Source organism: Paractinoplanes lichenicola, assembly GCF_016785085.1.
GTDB lineage: Bacteria > Actinomycetota > Actinomycetes > Mycobacteriales > Micromonosporaceae > Actinoplanes > Actinoplanes lichenicola.
This window is the reverse complement of the sequence record NZ_JAENHO010000001.1, coordinates 901,837-920,930: the sequence shown is the minus strand read 5'-3', so window position 1 is coordinate 920,930 and position 19,094 is coordinate 901,837. Positions and strand designations below refer to the sequence as shown.

Sequence of the window (19,094 nt, the reverse complement as noted above, 5' to 3'; positions counted from 1 at the left end):
GTACCCGGGTACGCACTTACCGTCGAGTCATGACCGATATCGAGGCGTGCACCCTGCCGACCGTCGAGCAGCCGATGCGGCTGGCCGAGTTCGACGACCTGTTCACGACCGCGCTGCTCGGCCAGGCGCGGGAGTCGGCCACGGTCCTGCGCTGGGATCTCGACCCGGCGGCCGAATCCGTGGCCCGCGACCTGACCGCCCGCGAGACCGAGTGCTGCTCGTTCTTCACGTTCACGATCGAGCCGGCCGACGGCGTCCTGCGCGTGACCGTCGAGGTCCCGGCCGCGCGGGTGGCAGTCCTGGACGCGTTGGAGCGGCGGGGCGGTCAGGCCACGGGCACGTCGGCCCACACGACCTTGCCGCCCTCGCGGGGGTGACTGCCCCAGGCCCGGGTCATCGCGGCCACGAGCAGCATCCCGCGGCCGCCGATGCGCCGGGCGTCGGGCGGATATTGCCGGGGCAGCTCGGCGCTGGTGTCGGCGACCTCGATCCGTATGGCGTCGTCGTGCCGGCTCACGGTGAGCTCGCCGCCGTCGCCGGTGTGCTGCACGACGTTCTCCACCAGCTCCGTGATCACCAGCAACGCGTCGTCGAGGACCGGGCTGTCCAGTCGGATCAGCATCGACCGGGCAGTACTACGCAGGGCAGTGAGATCTGTGCGGTGGGTAAAGGGCACGTGCAGCTGTTCCACGGCCGCATGACTACCCGCTGAGCGCGCGCTTACGCACGGTTCGGGCCCGGTGGATTCGGCGGCGGTCTCCGTAGACTGACGGGGTGACCCCGCCATCGACACCGCTGCTGCGGCCCGAGCGCCTGGCCGCCGTACGGCGAAGTGGCCTGCTGGACACCGCCCCCGAGGAGCCGTTCGACCGGCTCACCCGGCTGGCCTGCGAACTGCTCGACGCCCCGTTCGGCTTCGTCACCGTGGTCGACGAGCGGCGCTCGTTCTGGAAGAGCTGCATCGGCGTGACCGGCGACGACCGGCAGAACCCGGTCGGCGAGTCGTTTTGCCAGTACGTGATCGCCGGCGACGACGCGGTCATCGTCACCGACGCCCGCGAGGACCCGCTGACCAGCGACAACCCGTCGATCGAGAAGATGGGGGTGATCGCCTGGGCCGGTTATCCCGTACGGTCGCCGGAGGGGCACGTCCTGGGCTCGTTCTGTGTCGTCGACAACGAGCCCCGCGCCTGGACGGAGCAGGAGAAACGCACCCTCGAGGTGCTGGCCCACGCCGCCAGCGGGGAGGTCGCCCTGCGCATCTCGGCCGAGGAGGCCGCCCGGGAGGCGGAACGGGCCCGGGCCCACGCCGAGAAATACCGGCACCTGGCCCTGACGCTGCAGCAGAGCCTGTTGCCGGCCGAGCTCCCGGCGATCGACGGGCTCGACGTGGCGGCCGGGCACCGGCTCGGCGGCGACGACGTGCTGGGCGACTTCTACGACGCCGTGCCGACCCCGACGGGCTGGGCGATCTTCCTCGGCGACGTCACCGGTCAGGGCGCGCACGCCGCCCGTACGGGGGCTCTGGCCCGGCACACGCTGCGCGCCGGCGCCCTGCGGGTGAGCTCGCCCGCCATCGTCCTGACCGAGCTCGACGCCGCCCTGCACCGCTGGTACGACGAGTCCGGCACCCCCGGCTTCGCGACCGTGGCCTACGTCGCGCTCCGACCGGCCGCGACAGGTTTCAGCGTGCGGATCTGCACCGCCGGGCACCCGGCCGGCCTGCTGCGCCGCGCCGACGGCACCGTGCACCCCGCCGGGCGCGCCTCCAGCCCGATCGGCATCCTGCCCAAGCTTTCGCTCAAGGTCGACGACTTCGAGCTGTCCCCGGGCGACACCCTCGTGCTGCACACCAACAGCGTCACCGCCGGCCGCGGCTCGAATTTCGCCGAGGACGACCTGGCCGGCCTGCTGAGCGTCCTCGAGGCCCCGACGGCCCACGAGGTGGTCGACGCCGTGCTGGCCCGGGCCACCGCGAACGTCGAGTTCAGCGACGACATGGCCGTCATCGCGATCCGGGTCCCCGGGTGATCCCGTCCCAGTCCTGAAACGCTAGCCCCACGGGAAATACCAGATGCCTTCGGTGGGGTCGGGGTCCTCGTCGTCGATGTCCGAGATGTCGATGGCCCACAACTTCTCGGCCGTCTCCCTGAGCATCTCGTCCACCGACCCCCAGACCGGGCCTTCTTGCCCGTCCGAGTGGAAGTGCTCCGAAACGCAGCCGTGCATCGGACCCTCGCGGCAGTCGACGAACATGCCCTCATTCGTCCCGGCGATGGGAATCCATTCCGGCAGCCAATAGGAGAATACGGAATAGGTGCCGGCGGGACCGGAGCGTAGAGCGTCGAGATGCTCGGAATCGCCGTTCACGGACAGGCGCATTTCCCGGTAGGAGATCGCCTCACTCAGGGGCATGAGGTGGTACAGCGGCGAGATCAGGTATCCGTGGGCCTCGGTTCGGGTCGGTGTCTCGCCGTCGACGGTCGACCATAGGTCGATCAGCCCATCCGGAGCGGCAAAGGGAAAGTTGTCCATAGCCGCCCGCACGGCGGACGGTGACGCCGGCGGGTTGAGGTTCGCGGCCGTCGAGGGAGCGTATTGCTCCAGCCACTCGACAATCCTCGGCCACGCGGCGCTTGTCATGCCCCGAAGCTACTTCACCGACCGGGTGGCCGTGCGCTTATGTCCGGATGCAAAAGGGACGCCTGGTCGCTATCGCCGAGCGGTGCAAGTGGTGGTGGACGTGGCCGACGGGTTGCTTTCCGATGTGACGGTCACCGGCGTGCGGCGGGTGTCTTTTGTCCACACCTCGACCGAGGTCGTCTTGCCGGCGGCCACCCCGACCACCGTACGGGGAAGGGTGGCCCCGGCGGCCGTGACGCGGAAGACGTCGGTGGCTCGGCCGGTGTTGCGGACGGGGATCGCGCAGCGGGCCCAGCCCGAGCGGTCGGGGAAGGCGAGCGCCGGGAAAGCCTTGACGCCCCGGACCGACGGGCCCGCGCCGTCCAGGGAGCGGACTGCCACCTCGTACGAGAGAACGCCCTTGCTGTCGCGGCGCCGATCGAGGACGTAGAAGTGCAGGCGGTTCGGCGTGTCGACGTACTCGAAAAGGCTGCCGGAGCCTGTGCCGGCGTGGAAGAGGGCGTCGGAGAGCTGCCGGTAGTCGCCGATCGTCATCTTTTGCGGGGTGCCGTCGGGCAACACGAAGTCGACCTTGTCGATGTCCTGCGGGTTGGCGTCGATCGTCCAGATGAAGGGGGCGGCGTCGGCGTTCTTGGTCTTGGCCAGCAGCACCCCGGAGTCGGGTGTGAACGAGTCGAAGCCCATCCGGTCGACGACCTCGAGCGTGTAGTTGTCGTAGCCGCCGCCGTCGCAGAGCGGGTCGGTCGCGGTGTTGCAGGCCGGGCTCAGGTCGCCGCCGTCGAGCGTCACGTTGATGCCCGTTGATTTTATGGAGCGGGCGGTCACGTTGGTGACCACGACGCCGGAAGCGGCCAGCCCGGCGCGGGAGAGCTGCAGGACGTCCCCGGCGATGCCGAGCTTGAGCTTGTTGCGCAGCATGTGCTGGGCGCCCATCGACGAGCCGGCCGTGCCCGGGATCAGCCAGCGGCTGTGCGGACCGCCGGGACCGTTGAACGTGCCCCGGCTGAGCATCTCCCAGGGCCCGCTGTAGTCACGCCGGGCCGGGACCCCGTACGGGTTGTTGTAGTTGTCGCCGACGCCGAGGATGTGGCTGAACTCGTGAGCGTACGTCGACATGCCCGAGCTCTCGGCCTGCAGCGAGCTACCCTGGGTGGCGTTGGGCCAGATGTTCGCCGACGCCTGCCACGAGGTCCAGTCGACGTAGCGGGTGGCGTTCCAGTTCGGCAGCGCCGCGTCCGGCGGCCCCCACTCGTCGGTCACGTCCTCCTTCGTCGTGAACTTCATCGGCCCGAACTCCTGCCACGTGGCCGACTCGTCCTGCCCGGCCGAGAGGAAGAAGACGAAGTCGTACTTGGCCGCCTCCGCCTCGCCGACCGCCGCGATCCAGGCCGCGCGGGCGTCGGTGCGCAGGTTGCGGTTGCAGGAGTCGCCGGCCGGGCAGCCCTGGCCGCGCTGGAACTGGGCCTCGATGCCGTATTCGTGGCTCTCGGCCGGCATCTGATAGACCCCGTACGCGTTGAGCTCGATGCCGAAACGCCCGTTCGAGTCCTCCATCCAATACTCGTGGATGGTGTGCCCGCGATTGAGCGCGCCCGGCTTGTTGAGGAAGTCGCGATAGAACTGCGGCACGTCGGCCCGCGCGAGCTTCTCGACGCCGGACGGATTGCCGTAGATCGTGGAGTTGGCGGGCTGCGTGACGACGAACGGCTGGTTCGGGTAGTCGACGAGCACGAGCGCGCCGTTGAAGTTGCGCTGCGACCCGCGTACGGCCGGGTTGTTCCAGTCGGTGCCGGGCACCGGCTGGTAATCCGCCCACGTCATCGTGTCGGGCAACTCGTACCGCTGCGGATCGATCGGCTGCGGCCCGCTCTTCTTGCTGAGCGCGGCGGCCTCGTCGGCCTGCCACGGCTGGGTCTGCGGCCAGTGCCGCATGCGCCACGGGGTGTCGGGGTCGACCTCGCCGGGCGGGGCGGCCACGGCGGGCGAGGCAGTGAGGGCCAGAACTCCGACGGATATTGCCGAGACCACGCGCCGCACGCTCGTCATCCCGCCATACTATCGATATGCCTCAATGGAACAAGGCTGGCCGGGGCATGGAATACCTAGGCTAAACGCGGCCTTCATATCCCCGTTCCGCGTGGCGATGCTGGATCCCATGAACACGATCTTCATCCCCGGCGCGACCTCCGGCATCGGCCTCGGCCTGGCCCTGCGCCTGCAAGCCAAGGGCAACACCGTCATCGTCGGTGGCCGCCGCACCGGCCTGCTGAAGCAGATCGCCGCCGAGCACCCCGGAATTGACACGGTCTCCATCGACACCACCGGCCCGGCTTCGATCACCGCCGCCCGTGACGAGCTCGCCAACCGCTACCCGGCCCTCGACACCCTGATCACCATGGCCGGCATCATGGAGCCCGAGGACCTGCTCGACCCGGCGTCGCTGGACGTCGCCGAGCGCACCGTCGCGGTCAACCTGCTCGGGCCGATCCGGCTGATCAACGCGTTCCTGCCCGGCCTGCTGGCCCAGCCGTCCGCGACCGTCATGACCGTCAGCTCGGGCCTGGCGTACGTGCCGCTGCCGGCCACGCCGACCTACAACGCCACCAAGGCCGCCATCCACTCCTTCACCGAGAGCCTGCGGGTGCAGCTGCACAAGAGCAGCGTCCGGGTGATCGAACTGGTCCCGCCGGCCACCCGGACCACGCTGATGAACCAGCAGAACTCCGAGGTGGCGATGCCCCTGGACGACTTCCTGGACGAGGTGATGACCCTGCTCGAGGCCGACGACCAGGCCGAGCAGATCCTCGTCGAGCGGGTCAAATGGCAGCGCAACGCCGTGGCCGAGGGCCGCTACGCCGACGTCCTCGGGGTGCTCAGCGGCCGCTACCGCTCCTGACCGCCGGAGCACGTCTTCCTTGGTCGGGAAGTAGCGCTGGAACGTGCTGCGGGAGACGCCGGCCGCCGCAGCGACGTCGGCGATCGTCGCCTGCTCGAAGCCGTCGCGGCGAAACACGCCGATGGCCACCCCGCACGCCCGGCTTCGACCTGACCGACCAGGGCCGGGCGGCCGCCGAGCGGATCGAGGGCCGCAGCCCGATGCGCAATTTCGGCACCCCGTACGACGATGTCACGCCGCTGCTGGTCTTCCTGGCCGGCGAGCAGTCCGGCTACATCAACGGTCAGGCGATCGCGGCCGACGGCGGCATCAGCCTGTTCGCCTGACGACGGTGCTCGAGGCCGGTGGCGAGGAGGTAACCGCCGCCGCCGGCCACGGCGAGCACCCAGGAGAAGCCGGCGCCGCCGAACAGCAGCGAGACGCCGGCGACCAGGACGATCCAGGTGCCGAGCCCGTAGTGCAGGACGTTGCGGCGGGCCGCGCCCTCGCTGAGGAAGATCAGGCCGACGATGAGAGCCGAGCCGACCGGCCAGAGGATCGACTGACTCGATCAAGATGCCTGGATCGCTTGCTTAGAACATGTGTACTATTCCCGGGGTGAGTCGAGGGCCGCTGCTGCACGCCGATGCCGACGCGTTCTTCGCCTCGGTGGTGTTGCGGGGCCGGCCGCAGCTGGCCGGGCTGCCGGTCGCCGTCGTCGCTCACGTGATCATCGCGAGCGCCAACTATCCGGCCCGGGCCCGCGGCGTCCGGTCGGGCGTGCACACCCAGGAGGCGCTGCGGCAGTGTCCCGAGCTGATCCTCGTCGACGTGCCGCAGGGCGAGGTCGAGGAGGCCGGCGAGGCCCTGCTCGATTTGTTTCGTGAGTGCGCCCGCGCGGTCGAGCCGGGCTCGATGGAGGAGGCCTTCCTCGACGTCGGCGCGCGCAGCACCGAGGAGGCGGTCGCGGCCGGTCGTGAGGTGCGGCGGCGCGCGGCGGCCGAGCTCGAGATCCCGGTCAGCGTGGGGGTCGGCCGCACCAAGCTCATGGCCAAGCTCGCCTCGCGGGCGGCGAAACCCGACGGGCTGCACGTGATCGGGCCCGACCGGGAGGCCGAGTTGCGGGCCGGGCTGCCGTTGCGCGACGTCTGGGGCGTCGGCGCCCGCACGGTCGAGCGCCTCGAGTCGCTGGGCATCACCGGTCTGGACGGGCTCGACGCGATTCCGTACGAGACGTTGCGGCGCTTGTGCGGCACCGCGATGGCCCGGCGGCTCCGGGCGATCCGCGAGGGCTCCGACGACGCCGTCGTGCGACCCGTCGAGCGCCGGTCGACCCTGTCGTCGGAGGGGTCGATCCAGGGCTACGCGCGACCGGATTGGACCCCGGCCGAGCTGGTGGAGATGTGTGTCGAGCGGGTCTGCCGGCGGGCCGAGCGGGCCGGGCTCCTCGCGTCGGGGCTTACCCTGACCGCGCGCCCGTCTTCCCTCGAAAGCCCGGTCTGTGTCCTGCGTGGCGGCCGGCCGACCGCCACGGCCAGCCCGCAAGTCTGGTCCGGCGTCGCGCTGTCCCTGTTGGCCGGGGCCGAGGTGCCCCCGCTGGCCGGGCTCCGTGTCACCCTGACCGCCCTGGTCCAGGCCGACCGCGTGCAGGACACGCTGTTCTGAGCCGGCTGGGGGGTGCGACGCCCCCTCCGGAACGCGATTCCGGGCACCCCTGAACAGGAGGTGCCGGCCCAGCCGTGGAGCCCGCCGGAGCTGCCGAAGCCCGATCCGTCGTACGTGCCGCCGAGCCAGACCCACGAGTCCCGGCACGCGTACGAACCGCCCAAGCGGCCCGGCGACACGGCCGCGGATCTCGGACGAGCGGTCGCCTCCCTGGTCACCCTGGCGGCCGGCGTGCTCGTCGCGGTCTACGCCACCGGCTGGCCGACGCCGGCGACCCGTGGGCCTCGTGGCGCGACGCCCTGCGCCCCGAGGCGGTGGTGGCCGTCGCCGTCCTTAGCCGGCTCGACGAGGTTCAGCTGTGGGGGTGAGGTGACCGCCCGGCACCTGGTGCGGGGCGCCCCGGCCCTCCTGCTCAGCACGGCACTCCTCGCGCAGTTGACCCGCGTCGCTGAGCCGTACGGGGTCGCTCTCGTCACGCTCCTGGCGGTCCCACCGGCCTATGTGTACGTGCTGCGCCGGGCGGCGCGGCGTTCGGGGCCGGCTCGGAGGCAGGGCGGCGCTCCGCGTTCGTGATCAGGCGCAGGAGGCGCTCGGCCGGGCCGTAGCGGTGATCGCGCAGCCACCAGCGGCTGATCAGGACCTGGGCGACGAAGATGACGGCGGCGGTCAGCAGGACGGCCCGCGGCGGCAGTTCCCCGGCCAGCGCGAGGCCCCACCCGGTGAAGATCAGGGCGCAGACCACCGATTGGCTCAGGTAGTTGGTCAGCGCCATCCGTCCGGCCGGGGCGACCCATGCGGCCAGGCGTGCGCCGGGCGTGGTGCGGAAGAGGCTGAGCAGCGCGGCGACGTAGGCGGCGGTGAGCAGCGGCGCGGTCAGGATCGAGGCGGCCAGTCCGAGCAGGTTGGTGGTGCCGCCGCCGAGGGTGAACAGGGCGGCCCCGGCCAGGCTGATCGGGAAGCCGGCCAGCTGGATGCGGCGCAGGGTGGCCGGATCGGCGGTGACCAGGAAACCGGTCTTGCCCGCGGCCAGCCCGGCCAGGAACGCGGCCAGCGAGAGCGGGGCCTGCACGGCGACGGACAGCGCCTGATCGGGCAGCGTGGCCAGGTTGAGCCCGATCACCGAGGCGGGGCTGCCCGCGAGCGCGTCGGTCATGGCCCGCGCCTGCGCCGCCGCGTCCGGATCGCCGAGCGAGCCGACGGTGAGGCCGGCGATGCCGATGGCCAGGCCGACGACGGCGGTGAGGGTCGCGCCGGTCAACAGGGCGGCGCGGGGGCCGATGCGGTGCACCGCGAGCAACACCAGACCGAGCACCGCGTACGTGGTGAGGATGTCGCCGTAGAAGAACAGCACCGCGTGCAGGGCGCCGAGCGCGAACAACCCGGCGCAGCGGCGCAGGATGCGCGGGCCGAAGCGGGCGCCGGCCCGGGCCGCCGAGTCGATCTGCAGGGTGAAGCTGTAGCCGAACAGGAACGAGAACAGCAGGTAGAACTTCATCTCGAACAGCAGGTGGACCAGGTCGCGGGTGGGGGAGTGGCCGCCGGCGTGGTGGAAGGCGTCGCCGGACGCGAAGAACGCGATGTTGACCACCAGGATGCCGAGCAGCGCGACGCCGCGAAGCGCGTCGACCGCCGTGATGCGAGCCGTGTGGGTACGTTGTACGCCCATGGGTACAACGTACGCATCGGTCGGCTCGAGAGGCAACCGGCTAGCGTGGTCTGGCACGTTCACGGCCTGAGGAGGACAGACATCGACCGGCAGATGGCGCTGTTGTGGGACGAGTCCGCCGGGCGCCGGCCGGGTCTGACGCCGCGCCGCATCGTCGAGGCGGCCGTCCGGGTGGCCGACGCGGAGGGGCTGGAGGCGGTCACCATGCGCCGGGTGGCGACCGAGCTCGGCGCCGGCGCGATGTCGCTGTACCGGCATGTCGCCAACAAGAGCGAGCTGCTCACCGCGATGGTCGACGCCGTCAACGCCGAGTCGCCGGCGCTCGAGAACGTGGCCGGGGGCTGGCGGGCCAAGCTCGAGGTGGCCGCCCGGGCCGAATACGCGCTGTCCCACCGCCACCCGTGGGTCCTGAGCGTGCCGTTGACCCGCTCGACGCTCGGCCCGCACTCGCTGGCCGCGTTCGAGTCAGTGCTGCAGGCCGTCGGCGACGTGGGCCTCGGCCAGCGCGAGCTCGTCGGCGCCGTCAACGCCGTGTTCCGCTACGTCCGCGGCGCCGCCCGTGACGAGGTCGACGCGGCCGAGGTCGGCGCCCGCACCGGGCAGACCGACGAGCAGTGGTGGACGGCCAACGCCGACCTGGTCCGCCGCTACGTCGATCCGGCCCGGTTCCCGGCCGTGGCCGGCGCGTTCGAGGCGGGTGCGCTCACCCCGCGCGGGCCGGAGGATTTCGAGTTCGGCCTGCAGCGCATCCTCGACGGCGTGGCCGCCCTGATCGCCCGTGGCCGCTGATCAGCCGCGGGCCATGTGCCGGGCCGCGCGCAGCCCGAAGACCACCGCGGGGCCGATCGTCGAGCCCGGCCCGGGATAGGTGCGGCCCATCACCGAGGCCGAGTTGTTGCCCGCGGCGTAGAGGCCGTCGATGACCGTGCCGTCCTCACGCAGCGCGCGCCCGTCGGGGTCGGTGAGCACGCCGCCCTTGGTGCCGAGGTCGCCGATGACCACCTTGAACGCGGTGAACGGGCCCTTCTCGAGCGGGCCCAGGCACGGGTTGGGGTGCACGGTCGGGTCGCCGTAGTAGCGGTCGTAGGCCGAGTTGCCGCGGCCGAAGTCGCCGTCGACGCCGGAGCGGGCGAAGCCGTTGAACCGCTCGACCGTGGCCCGCAGCCGCCCCGGCTCGACGCCGATCCGGCCGGCCAGCGCGGCCAGGGTGGGCGCCTTGGCCAGGATCCCGGCCTCGCGCATGGCCTTGTTCTTGCGCGGGTCGAGCGCGAACGTGCGCAGGTAGCGGCGGGCGTGCCGGGCGTCGGCGATCATCCAGTAGGCGCCGTCCTTGTCGTGCTCCAGCATGTGATGGCCGAGGTCGACGTAGGACTCCGACTCGTTGGCGAACCGGTCCCCGCGGGCGTCGACGATGATCGAGTACGGCAGGGACCGCTCGCCGACGATGAAGGCCGGCTCGTGGCCGGGGGCCGCCGCGACCGAGGCGCCCCACCAGGCGTCGTCCATCAGGTCGACGGCCGCGCCCGCCTGCTGGGCGATCTCGATCGGGCGGCCCCGGTTGCCGGGGTTGCCCGAGGGCGCGCCCTCGATGCCGTGGTGCTTGCGCCGCCAGTCGGTGTTGTGGTCGAAGCCGCCGCCGGCCAGCATGACGCCCCGGGTGGCCCCGACCGTCACCGGCTTGCCGTCGCGCGTGACCCGGACGCCGACGACCCGGCCGTCCTCGGTCAGCAACTCCTCCAGCGGCGCGTTGAGCCACAGCGGGACCTTGCCCTCGAGCACCACCGCCCGCAGGAACGAGGTGGCCAGGCCCGCGCCGATGCCGACCAGCCGCTGCCCGCGGACGAGACCGCCGGCCACGCGGAAGACGAGCTGGGCGCCGCGCCGGAAGCCCGACGGGGTGGACCAGGCCCGGCCGAGCAGCCACACGTCGTCGGTCTTGACCGGCATGGCCGCGGGCACGTTGACGGTCTTCCACCAGTCGCCGATCACCTTCGCGTTCAGCGGCTTGACCTCGATGCCCCGCCCGATCTTGCCGCCGGGCAGCTCCGGGTAGTAGTCGGGGTAGTCGGTGGCCCGGGCGAACACCATGCCGTGCTTCTCGGCCGTGGTGACGAAATCCGCCACCCCGTCGACGAACGCCTCCTTGCGCTCGCGGGTCGAGGCGTCGCCGACCGTGGCCTCCAGGTAGGCGAGCGCCTCGTCGCGGGAGTCGCGCACGTTCGCGCGCCGCATCAGCGGGTTGTCCGGCAGCCACATGCCGCCGCCCGACATCGCCGTGCTGCCGCCCCACTTGGCGCCGCCCTCGACCAGCAGGACGCTCAGCCCGGCGTCGACGGCCCCGAGCGCGGTGGCGAAGCCCGCGCCGCCGCTGCCGACGACAACTACGTCGTACGTGTGATCAAAAGCGTCGGTCATGGCGCCGCCCTCCGGTCATCCGGACAGTGTTGTCCGGTTGCTAGAGTGCCAGCATGACCAGCTCAGGCGGCCGCGTCAACAGGGGTCCGGCCGTCGCCTCGCAGAATCGGCAGGCGATCCTCGACGCGGCGTGGCGGCTGTTCACCGAGCGCGGCTATCACGTGCCGCTCAGCGCGATCGCGAAAGAGGCCGGGGTCGGCCAGGGCGTGCTCTACCGGCATTTCCCGACCCGGCTCGACCTGGCCTTCGCGGTCTTCGAGGACAACCTGGCCGAGCTCGAGGCGATCGGGGCCGAGCCCGACGCGGGGGCCTTCGGCCGCCTGTGGGAGCGGCTCGTCGCGCTGACGGTCGACTCGGCGGCGTTCGTCGAGATGGCGGTCGACGCCCGGCGCAGCCTGCCCGATTACACCGGCGGCCGCCGCCTGCAGGCCGTCCTCGAGGCGACCCTGCCCCGCGCCCAGCAGGCCGGCCTGGTCGGCCCCGCGGTCACCGTCGACGACGTGCTGCTGGTCCACCGCATGATCTACGGCGTCGTCGTCACCGAGATCGAACCCGAGAAAGTCCAGGCCGCGGTGCAGCGTGCCCTCCGCTGGGCGCCGTTCGGCCGCCCGGTCACCTGACGGGGGTACTGGCAGTACACGTTTCGTCAGGGACTCCCGCGGGGACGCTCGGCGGGCTTTGCTGGAACGGTCAGTACGGCTGTGAGTCAGGGAGAACGTCATGCGTGGTGCAGTGCTTCATACCCCCGGCGACGTGCGCGTCGAGAACCGGGACGACCCGCGGATCGAGGCGCCGACCGACGCGATCATCCGGGTCTCGGCGGCCTGCGTGTGCGGCTCCGACCTGTGGCCCTATCGGGGGATCCAGCCGGTCACCGAGCCGTCCCCGATGGGCCACGAGTATGTCGGCGTCGTCGAGGAGGTCGGCTCCGAGGTCTCGACCCTGCGCCCGGGCCAGTTCGTCGTCGGCTCGTTCTGGGCCTCCGACAACACGTGCGAGGTCTGCCGGGCCGGCTATCAGAGCGCGTGCCTGCACCGGGTGCCCATGGGCGCGCTCGGTGCCCAGGCCGAGTTCCTGCGGGTGCCGCTGGCCGACGGCACGCTCGTGGCCACGCCCGAGGTGCCCCCGGCCGAGCTGATCCCGAGCTATCTGGCCGCCTCCGACGTGCTCGGCACCGGCTGGTTCGCCGCCACCGCGGCCGAGGCCGGACCGGGCAAAACGGTCGCGGTCGTCGGCGACGGCGCGGTCGGCCTGCTCGCCGTCCTGGCCGCCCGGCAGCTCGGCGCGGAGCGGATCATCGCGATGAGCCGGCACGCCGACCGGCAGAAGCTGGCGCTCGAGTTCGGGGCGACCGACATCGTCACCGAGCGCGGCGACGAGGGCATCGCCCGGATCAAGGAGATGACGAACGGGCTGGGCGCGCACTCGGTCGTCGAGGCGGTCGGCACCCAGCAGTCGATGGAGCAGGCCATCCGGTCGGCCCGGCCCGGCGGCAGCGTGGGCTTCGTCGGCGTCACCCACGACGTCAGCCTCTCGGGCATGGAGATGTTCTGGTCGCTGGTGCGCCTGCAGGGCGGCCCGGCCCCCGTACGCCGGTTCCTGCCCGACCTGATGGAGATGATCGGCGACCGCACGATCGACCCGGGCCGCGTCTTCGACCTCGACCTGCCCCTCGACCAGGCGGCCGAGGGCTACCGGGCGATGGACGAGCGCCGCGCGATCAAGGCCCTCCTCCGCCCCTGACCTCCCTGCTGCCGGCCGGATTGCCCGGCCGGCAGCGCGGGCGGTCACATCACGATGTCGGCCTGGGGCCCGGAATACTGACGGACCAGGCTCGGCACGTTGGCCGTCGGGTCCAGGGTGTACGAGTAGAAGCTGCTCGGGGTGAACGCCGAGCCGCTCGTCTCCTGGCGGCCGCTCGAGTTGACCACGGTGCTGCCGTTCTGCCGCAGCTGGGCGCCGGTGGCCGTGTCGGGGTAGTACGGGTTTTTGACCTTGTCGAAGTAGCTGTTCTCGATCACCATCTTGGTCGCCCCGCGCGCGTAGTTGCCGTACGAGGTGATGTTGTTCAGATAGTTGTTGTAGAGGTGGGCGTACTGCAGGTTGTCGGCGCTCGGGTTGCGCTGGTTGGAGTTGTAGATCCAGTTGTGGTGGATCGTCATCCGCGCGGTCACGTTGGTGGTCCAGCCGATGCCGAACGTCTTGTTGTGGTCGCCCAGCCGGTTCCACGAGACGGTGATGTTCGTGCTGTCCTTGCGGCTGTCGATGTAGCCGTCGTTGATGTTCGTGAACGTGTTGTGGTCGATCCAGACGTTCGACGCGGTGTCCATCTGGATGCCGTCGTAGTCGAAGTCCTTGTCGTCCGGGTCGTCGGACGCCATCGCGGTGTCGCCGATGGTCAGGTTGCGGATGATCACGTTGCGCACGCCCGCCCCGAGGAAGAACCCGCCGTTCTTGATCCGCCCGGTCGTGCCCACGCCGACGATCGTCTTGTTCGACTTGACCGCGATCTCATTCCCGTACGGGGTGACAGTGATCGTTCCTGAGACGCGAATGACGTACGCCTCGGCCGCCGTCGCGTAGCGCAACAGGTCCGCGTAGGTGGTGACGGTGACCGTCGTGCCGCCCGCGCCGCCGGTCGTGCCCTGCGAGAACCCGTCGGCGGTGTTGGACCAGCGCCCGCCCGTGCCCGGCCCACTGATCTGGTTGAACGTCCACTGCATGCGGGCGACGTCCGAGCACGGCTCCTGGACGATCGGGTTGTTGCCCGCCGTGGAGCCGTCCTTGTTGCTGACGCACAACCCGTTGGCGGCGCTCTTGATGAGGTATTTTCCCGCGGCCGCGGTCGAGGCGGTCAGCTGCCAGGTCTGGTTCGCGCTGGCCCCGCAGGTCCACTGCCACAGCTGGGTGCCGGTCGCGGTGGACGAGTTCGGCACGTCGAGGCACTTGCCGCTGGCGCTGTTGGTAAGGCCGAACGCGCCGTTCTGCGATGCCGCCGTGAACAGTTGGCTCGTGTTGGTGGTGCTGCACGCGACCTGGGTCAGCAGGCCGCCGTTGCCGGTGCCGGCGGCCTGGACGCATTTGCCGCTGGAGGCCGACGCGAGCGTGTAGACGCCGCCCGCGATCGGGGTGGCCGCGGCCGCGGGCGTGATCGGCAGCAGGGCCAGCACTAGGGCGAGGGGGAGGAGCAGTTTACGTTTCATAGTCATCCCTTTCAGCCGACCGGGTTCCAGCCGTCGGCGCCGGCCAGATACTTCTGTGGGGTGTAATTGGCCGCCTGCGAGTCGCTCAATTGCGGGCGGTTGCTGCCGGTTCCTGCTCCGGCGCCGGTGTTCTTGTATTCGGTGAAGCGGGCGTTCTGCCAGGTGTTGGTGGACATGTCGGTCCACGGCTGCGCGGTGCGGATCGTGTTCGACAGATTGGACTCGCGGAACAGCACCTGTGCGCCCTGCCGCCAAGGCCGGCCCAGCGTCGTGTTGTTCGTCCCGGTGCCGGTGACCGTGCATTTGTAGAAGAGGAACCCGTACGTCTTCTCGGCCGGGGTGCTGGCCGCGGTGAGCGGGCCGCCGGTGGAGCGCTTCTCGTGGATGCGGCTGTTGCTGAACACCGCGATCCCGGCGCCGAAGATGAAGTCGACCGTGCCCTCGATGTAGGAGTTCGTGAAATACGTACGGGCGTTGTTGTCGACCAGGAACGTGTCCTGATCGCCGAGCAGCCGCACGTTGTCGAACCGGGCCCGGTCGGCGTCGAGATACAGCGCCAAAGCCTGGTCGCCCGTCTCATAGGTGTTCTCGTCGTAATCGTTGGTGATCGTCAGATTCGAGACCACCAATTCCCTCCCGTACGCCTGCACGGTGCCGCTGCCCTGCAACCCGAAGTGCCCCGCGTCGCGGTTGCTGACGATGGTCGTCTGCGCGTTCGACGTGCCGAGCCCCTGCAGCGTGATCAGCGGCTTGTTGGCCGGGATCGTGACGATCTCCCGATAGGTGCCGGGCTTGATCGAGATGACCCGGCGGGTGGTGTTGTTCGCCGGCACGGCGTTGATCGCGGCCTGCACCGTCGTGTACTGACCGCTGCCGTCCTTGGCCACGACCACCGACCCGGCCGGTGGCGTGGTCGTGCCGCCGACCTGGTTGAACGTCCACTGCATGCGGGCGACGTCGGCGCACGGCTCCTGGACGATCGGGTTGTTGCCGGCCGTCGAGCCGTCCTTGTTGCTCACGCACAATCCGTTGGCGGCGCTCTTGACCAGGTATTTTCCCGCGGCCGCGGTCGAGGCGGTCAGCTGCCAGGTCTGATTGGCGCTGGCGCCACACGTCCACTGCCACAACTGCGTGCCGGTCTCGGTGGACGAGTACGGCACGTCGAGGCACTTGCCGCTGGCGCTGTTCGTGAGGCCGAACGCGCCGTTCTGCGATGCCGCCGTGAACAGTTGTGCGGTGTTGGTGGTGCTGCACGCGACCTGGGTCAGCAGGCCGCCGTTGCCGGTGTCGGCGGCTTGGACGCATTTGCCGCTGGAGGCCGACGCGAGGGTGTAGACGCCGCCCGCGACCGGGGTGGCCGCGGCGGCGGCCGGCGGCCACGCCGAAACCACGGCCACGGCTAGCACTGACGCTCCCGCGGCGATGCTTCGTCTCATCCGGTTCCCCTTTAAGAGTTCGACGTTAATCGATGAAATGATGCGGACACATTGACCGGTTAAGCAAGGTCTTCTCGTTGTCGGCGAAGCCGGCGCGAATTACCGAAAGTTCGAATAAATGTCGGCGGTGTTCTTCGCCGGTCGTGGATTACCGAAAATCTGAATGTTGCTTACGCGGGTCGGGGAAGTTAACGTTCACCACATGAGACGGTCGCCGAGGACGGTGGCCGGGCCCGGTCTCGACCTGATCGAGGCCGCCCGCGCCGGCGACCGGGCCGCGCGGGACGAACTGGTGACCGCCGAGCTGCCGTACCTCTACGCCGTGATCGGGCGGGCCCTCGACCGGCCCGCCGACGTCGACGACGTGGTGCAGGAGACCGTGCTCCAGGTGCTGCGGGACCTGCCGGCGCTACGTGAGCCCGAGAAGTTCCGGGCCTGGCTGTCCGCCGTCGCCCACCGGCAGGTGCTGATCCACCAGCGGTCCCGGAGCCGGGTCGCGCAGCGCCAGGAGCCGATCACCGCCGACGTGCCCGACCCGGCCGGCGACTTCTCCGCCCGGTCGGTCACCGAGATGCTGCTCTCGGGCCAGCGGCGCGAGCTGACCGCGGCGGCCCGCTGGCTCGACGGCGACGACCGGCGGCTGCTCACGCTGTGGTGGCAGGAGGCGGCCGGGCGGCTCACCCGCGCCGGGCTGGCGGCCGCCCTCGGCCTCACGCCGCGCCACACGGCCGTACGGGTCAAGCGGATGAAGGTCCACCTCGAGGAGAGCCGGCTGGTCACCCGGGCGCTGGCCGCCGCCGGCTGCCCGGGGCTGGCCGAGCTGACCCATGGCTGGGACGGCGAGCCGAGCGGGCTGTGGCGCAAGCGGCTGGCCCGGCACGTCCGCGAGTGCGCCCGCTGCTCGCTCCAGCGTCGCGGGCTCGTGCCGCCCGAGAAGCTGCTGCTCGGTGCGGCGCCGGTGGTCGCCCTGCCCACCCCGACCGGATCGTTCCTGTCGATGCTGACCACCAAGACCACCGCCGCCGCGGCCACTGTGGCCGCACTCGCCGGCGGCGGGTTCGCGTACGCGGTCTTCACCGAGCCCGCCCGCCCCGAAGCGGCCCCCGCGGTGGTCCAGCCGGCCGTGACCGCCACCGTGGCCCCGCGGACCCCGGCCGCCCCGGCACCCGCCCCGGCCGCCGCCACCGCGATCTTCGTGGCCCCCACCGGGTCCGATTCCGGCGACGGCAGCCTCGGTAAGCCCTTCGCCACGCTGGGCAAGGCGGTCGCCGTGGTTCGCCCCGGGCAGACCATCGCCCTGCGCGGCGGCACCTATCGGCCGACCGAGGAGACCGTCATCGACACCCCCGGCACGGCCCGGGCCCGCATCACGCTGACCAACTATCGCGACGAGCGGCCGGTCATCGACGCCGCCCGCATCCCGGCCGACCGGTGGGCCGTCACGCACCGCGGCGGCTACTGGACCGTCCAGGGCCTCGAGATCAAAAACTCGGGCAGCCAGGCGTACGCGTGTGTGTCCTGTCGCGGCGTCACGTTCCGCCGCCTGTCGATCCACGACAACGTCCGCGGCGGGCTCGTCCTGCGCGGCCCGGGCACCACCGGCAACCAGGTGCTCGACAGCGACTTCTTCGGCAACCACGACCCGGACCGGGACGTGCGAGTCGGCGTCGGCCTCGCGGTGAAGTTCGGCTCCGGCGCGGGCAACGTCGTGCGCGGCAACCGCTTCTTCGGCAACGCCGACAACGGGTTCGACCTGGGCGACTTCGCCGATCCGGTCACCGTCGAGCGCAACTGGGCCTGGGGCAACGGCGGCGGGTTCGTGCTCGGCGGCGGCTCGCCCGCGCCCGCCGCCGCCCACGTGCTGCGCGACAACGCGGCCTGGGACAACGCCGACCACGGCTTCGTCGACGAGGGCAACGCCGGCGCCCTGCGGCTGACCCGCAACACCGCCTGGCGCAACGGGGGCGACGGGTTCTCGCTGGCCGACTCGGCGCCCCGGCTCACCGGCAACGTCGCCGTCGGCAACAAGAAGGCGGCCACGCTCACCGACCGGGCCACGGCCACCGGCAACGCCTGGGACGAGGACGAGAGCGTGTTCCGCTCGACCGATCCGGCGGTGGCTCAGGGCAAGCGACGACCCGGCGGCGGGCTGCCGGGCTCCACGTTCCTCGCCGCTCCGCCCGGACTGGGCGCCGACCTGGGGTGAGCGGCCAGGAAGTCGCCGATCCGGTCGGCCACCTCCTCCGGGGCCTGCTCGGCCTGGTGGTGGCCGCTGTCGACGATCCGGTGCGCGAACGGGCCGGCCACCCAGGGCGCCCAGATCGCCGCGGGATCGCCGTGGATGTCCAGGTCGTCGTGGGCCGACTCGAGCAGCAGGGCCGGGCAGGCGACCCGGCGGCCGGCGGCCCGGTCGGCCGCGTCGTGCTCGCGGTCGATGCCGAGCCCGGCCCGGTAGTCCTCGCACATGCCGTGCACGACGGCCGGGTTGCGCAGGGCCCGCCACAGGTCGGCGTGGTTCTCGGCGCCGATCTCCGCCGGCCCCGGGGTGCGATACCAGGCGTCGGGGTCGGCGTTGATCACCCGCTCGGCCGGCTTGTCGGTCTGGCCCATGAACCACCAGTGCCACCAGGCCCGTGCGAACACGGCGTCGGTGCGCTCGAGGTGCTCGATGACCGGCAGCCCGTCCATCACGATCAGGTGGGTGACCGCCTCGGGGTGGTCCATGGCGGTGCGGAACGCGACCAGCGAGCCGCGGTCGTGCCCGGCCACGGCGAACCGCTCGTGCCCGAGCCGGCCCATCAGCCGGACGACGTCGCCCGCCATCGCGCGCTTGCTGGACTGGGCGTGACCCGGCGCGTCCGGGGGCAGCGTCGACCCGCCGTAGCCGCGCAGGTCCGGTGTCACCACGACGTGCCGCCGGGCCAGCCGGGGCGCCACCCGGTGCCAGGTCGTGTGGGTGCGCGGGTGGCCGTGCAGCAGCACCACCGGCGGGCCGGAACCGCCGTGCCGGACCCGCAGCGTGACGTCGCCGAGGTCGACGTGCTCGAGGCGGGAATCGTCGAACATCAACCGGCCCTCCCGGACAGTCCTTACCGAAACCCCGGCCGCTCGGCCGGACTGTCGTGAAGTCTCCCTCGATCGGGGGAGTTTCGGTTCGGCGCGACCGGGCACTGCAGACGGCGTAATTCTTG

17 protein-coding genes and 1 pseudogene are annotated in these 19,094 nt (G+C 71.3%); 9 read left to right on the top strand and 9 right to left on the bottom strand.

Annotated features, from left to right (window positions below; genetic code table 11):
* Positions 1 to 29 precede the first annotated feature (29 nt).
* Complete coding sequence (locus tag JKJ07_RS04085) at positions 30 to 377, top strand: hypothetical protein (RefSeq protein WP_202989834.1); 348 nt, start codon at positions 30 to 32, stop codon at positions 375 to 377.
* Here the strand turns inward: JKJ07_RS04085 and JKJ07_RS04080 are convergent.
* Positions 326 to 622: an ATP-binding protein gene (locus tag JKJ07_RS04080; RefSeq protein ID WP_202989833.1), complete on the bottom strand. Its 297-nt coding sequence runs from the start codon at positions 620 to 622 to the stop codon at positions 326 to 328. The genes JKJ07_RS04085 and JKJ07_RS04080 overlap by 52 nt on opposite strands.
* Before the next feature lie 152 nt (positions 623 to 774).
* Between JKJ07_RS04080 and JKJ07_RS04075 the strand changes: the two genes are divergently transcribed.
* Positions 775 to 2,031, top strand: a complete 1,257-nt coding sequence (locus tag JKJ07_RS04075; RefSeq protein ID WP_202989832.1) for a PP2C family protein-serine/threonine phosphatase — start codon at positions 775 to 777, stop codon at positions 2,029 to 2,031.
* A gap of 21 nt (positions 2,032 to 2,052) precedes the next feature.
* On the opposite strand, the gene JKJ07_RS04070 is transcribed toward JKJ07_RS04075, so the two are convergent.
* Together JKJ07_RS04070 and JKJ07_RS04065 are read right to left on the bottom strand one after the other, a co-directional pair.
* Positions 2,053 to 2,643 (bottom strand): SMI1/KNR4 family protein, encoded by a 591-nt coding sequence (locus JKJ07_RS04070; RefSeq protein WP_202989831.1) that lies wholly within the window; start codon positions 2,641 to 2,643, stop codon positions 2,053 to 2,055.
* A 69-nt stretch (positions 2,644 to 2,712) separates the two neighbouring features.
* A complete protein-coding gene (locus JKJ07_RS04065; RefSeq protein WP_202989830.1) occupies positions 2,713 to 4,689 on the bottom strand; it encodes a M6 family metalloprotease domain-containing protein in 1,977 nt (658 codons plus the stop codon).
* Between the two features lie 109 nt (positions 4,690 to 4,798).
* Here JKJ07_RS04065 and JKJ07_RS04060 point away from each other — a divergent pair, with 109 nt between their 5' ends.
* A complete protein-coding gene (locus tag JKJ07_RS04060; protein WP_236028233.1) occupies positions 4,799 to 5,539 on the top strand; it encodes an SDR family oxidoreductase in 741 nt (246 codons plus the stop codon).
* Between the two features lie 15 nt (positions 5,540 to 5,554).
* On the opposite strand, the pseudogene JKJ07_RS51005 reads toward JKJ07_RS04060, so the two are convergent.
* Positions 5,555 to 5,656: pseudogene (locus JKJ07_RS51005) on the bottom strand (TetR family transcriptional regulator); the annotation flags it as partial.
* An 83-nt stretch (positions 5,657 to 5,739) separates the two neighbouring features.
* Between JKJ07_RS51005 and JKJ07_RS49580 the strand changes: the two are divergent.
* Together JKJ07_RS49580 and JKJ07_RS04050 are read left to right on the top strand one after the other, a co-directional pair.
* The gene (locus tag JKJ07_RS49580; protein ID WP_236028231.1) at positions 5,740 to 5,865 is read left to right on the top strand and encodes a hypothetical protein; all 126 of its coding nucleotides are present in this window, start codon (positions 5,740 to 5,742) and stop codon (positions 5,863 to 5,865) included.
* A gap of 271 nt (positions 5,866 to 6,136) precedes the next feature.
* Entirely contained in the window at positions 6,137 to 7,183 is a 1,047-nt protein-coding gene (locus JKJ07_RS04050) for a Y-family DNA polymerase (RefSeq protein WP_202989829.1), read from the top strand.
* Positions 7,184 to 7,655: 472 nt separating this feature from the next.
* Here JKJ07_RS04050 and JKJ07_RS04045 read toward each other — a convergent pair whose 3' ends face one another.
* Entirely contained in the window at positions 7,656 to 8,849 is a 1,194-nt protein-coding gene (locus tag JKJ07_RS04045; protein ID WP_202989828.1) for a DUF418 domain-containing protein, read from the bottom strand.
* A gap of 93 nt (positions 8,850 to 8,942) precedes the next feature.
* Here JKJ07_RS04045 and JKJ07_RS04040 point away from each other — a divergent pair, with 93 nt between their 5' ends.
* Positions 8,943 to 9,638 carry a TetR/AcrR family transcriptional regulator gene (locus JKJ07_RS04040; RefSeq protein ID WP_202989827.1) on the top strand — a complete coding sequence of 232 codons (696 nt, stop codon included), beginning with the start codon at positions 8,943 to 8,945 and terminating at the stop codon, positions 9,636 to 9,638.
* Here the strand turns inward: JKJ07_RS04040 and JKJ07_RS04035 are convergent, their stop codons facing one another.
* Positions 9,639 to 11,264, bottom strand: a complete 1,626-nt coding sequence (locus tag JKJ07_RS04035) for an FAD-binding protein (protein ID WP_202989826.1) — start codon at positions 11,262 to 11,264, stop codon at positions 9,639 to 9,641.
* A 53-nt stretch (positions 11,265 to 11,317) separates the two neighbouring features.
* Here JKJ07_RS04035 and JKJ07_RS04030 point away from each other — a divergent pair, with 53 nt between their 5' ends.
* Positions 11,318 to 11,884 (top strand): TetR/AcrR family transcriptional regulator, encoded by a 567-nt coding sequence (locus JKJ07_RS04030; RefSeq protein WP_202989825.1) that lies wholly within the window; start codon positions 11,318 to 11,320, stop codon positions 11,882 to 11,884.
* 100 nt (positions 11,885 to 11,984) lie between these two features.
* Positions 11,985 to 13,007 (top strand): zinc-dependent alcohol dehydrogenase family protein, encoded by a 1,023-nt coding sequence (locus JKJ07_RS04025; RefSeq protein WP_202989824.1) that lies wholly within the window; start codon positions 11,985 to 11,987, stop codon positions 13,005 to 13,007.
* Between the two features lie 44 nt (positions 13,008 to 13,051).
* Here JKJ07_RS04025 and JKJ07_RS04020 read toward each other — a convergent pair whose 3' ends face one another.
* Both JKJ07_RS04020 and JKJ07_RS04015 read right to left on the bottom strand, forming a co-directional pair.
* The gene (locus JKJ07_RS04020; RefSeq protein ID WP_202989823.1) at positions 13,052 to 14,467 is read right to left on the bottom strand and encodes an RICIN domain-containing protein; all 1,416 of its coding nucleotides are present in this window, start codon (positions 14,465 to 14,467) and stop codon (positions 13,052 to 13,054) included.
* An 11-nt stretch (positions 14,468 to 14,478) separates the two neighbouring features.
* Entirely contained in the window at positions 14,479 to 15,903 is a 1,425-nt protein-coding gene (locus JKJ07_RS04015) for a pectinesterase family protein (RefSeq protein WP_202989822.1), read from the bottom strand.
* A gap of 202 nt (positions 15,904 to 16,105) precedes the next feature.
* Here JKJ07_RS04015 and JKJ07_RS04010 point away from each other — a divergent pair, with 202 nt between their 5' ends.
* Positions 16,106 to 18,109 carry a sigma-70 family RNA polymerase sigma factor gene (locus JKJ07_RS04010; RefSeq protein WP_202989821.1) on the top strand — a complete coding sequence of 668 codons (2,004 nt, stop codon included), beginning with the start codon at positions 16,106 to 16,108 and terminating at the stop codon, positions 18,107 to 18,109.
* Here the strand turns inward: JKJ07_RS04010 and JKJ07_RS04005 are convergent.
* The gene (locus JKJ07_RS04005) at positions 18,025 to 18,969 is read right to left on the bottom strand and encodes an alpha/beta fold hydrolase (protein WP_202989820.1); all 945 of its coding nucleotides are present in this window, start codon (positions 18,967 to 18,969) and stop codon (positions 18,025 to 18,027) included. The genes JKJ07_RS04010 and JKJ07_RS04005 overlap by 85 nt on opposite strands.
* Positions 18,970 to 19,094: the final 125 nt, after the last annotated feature.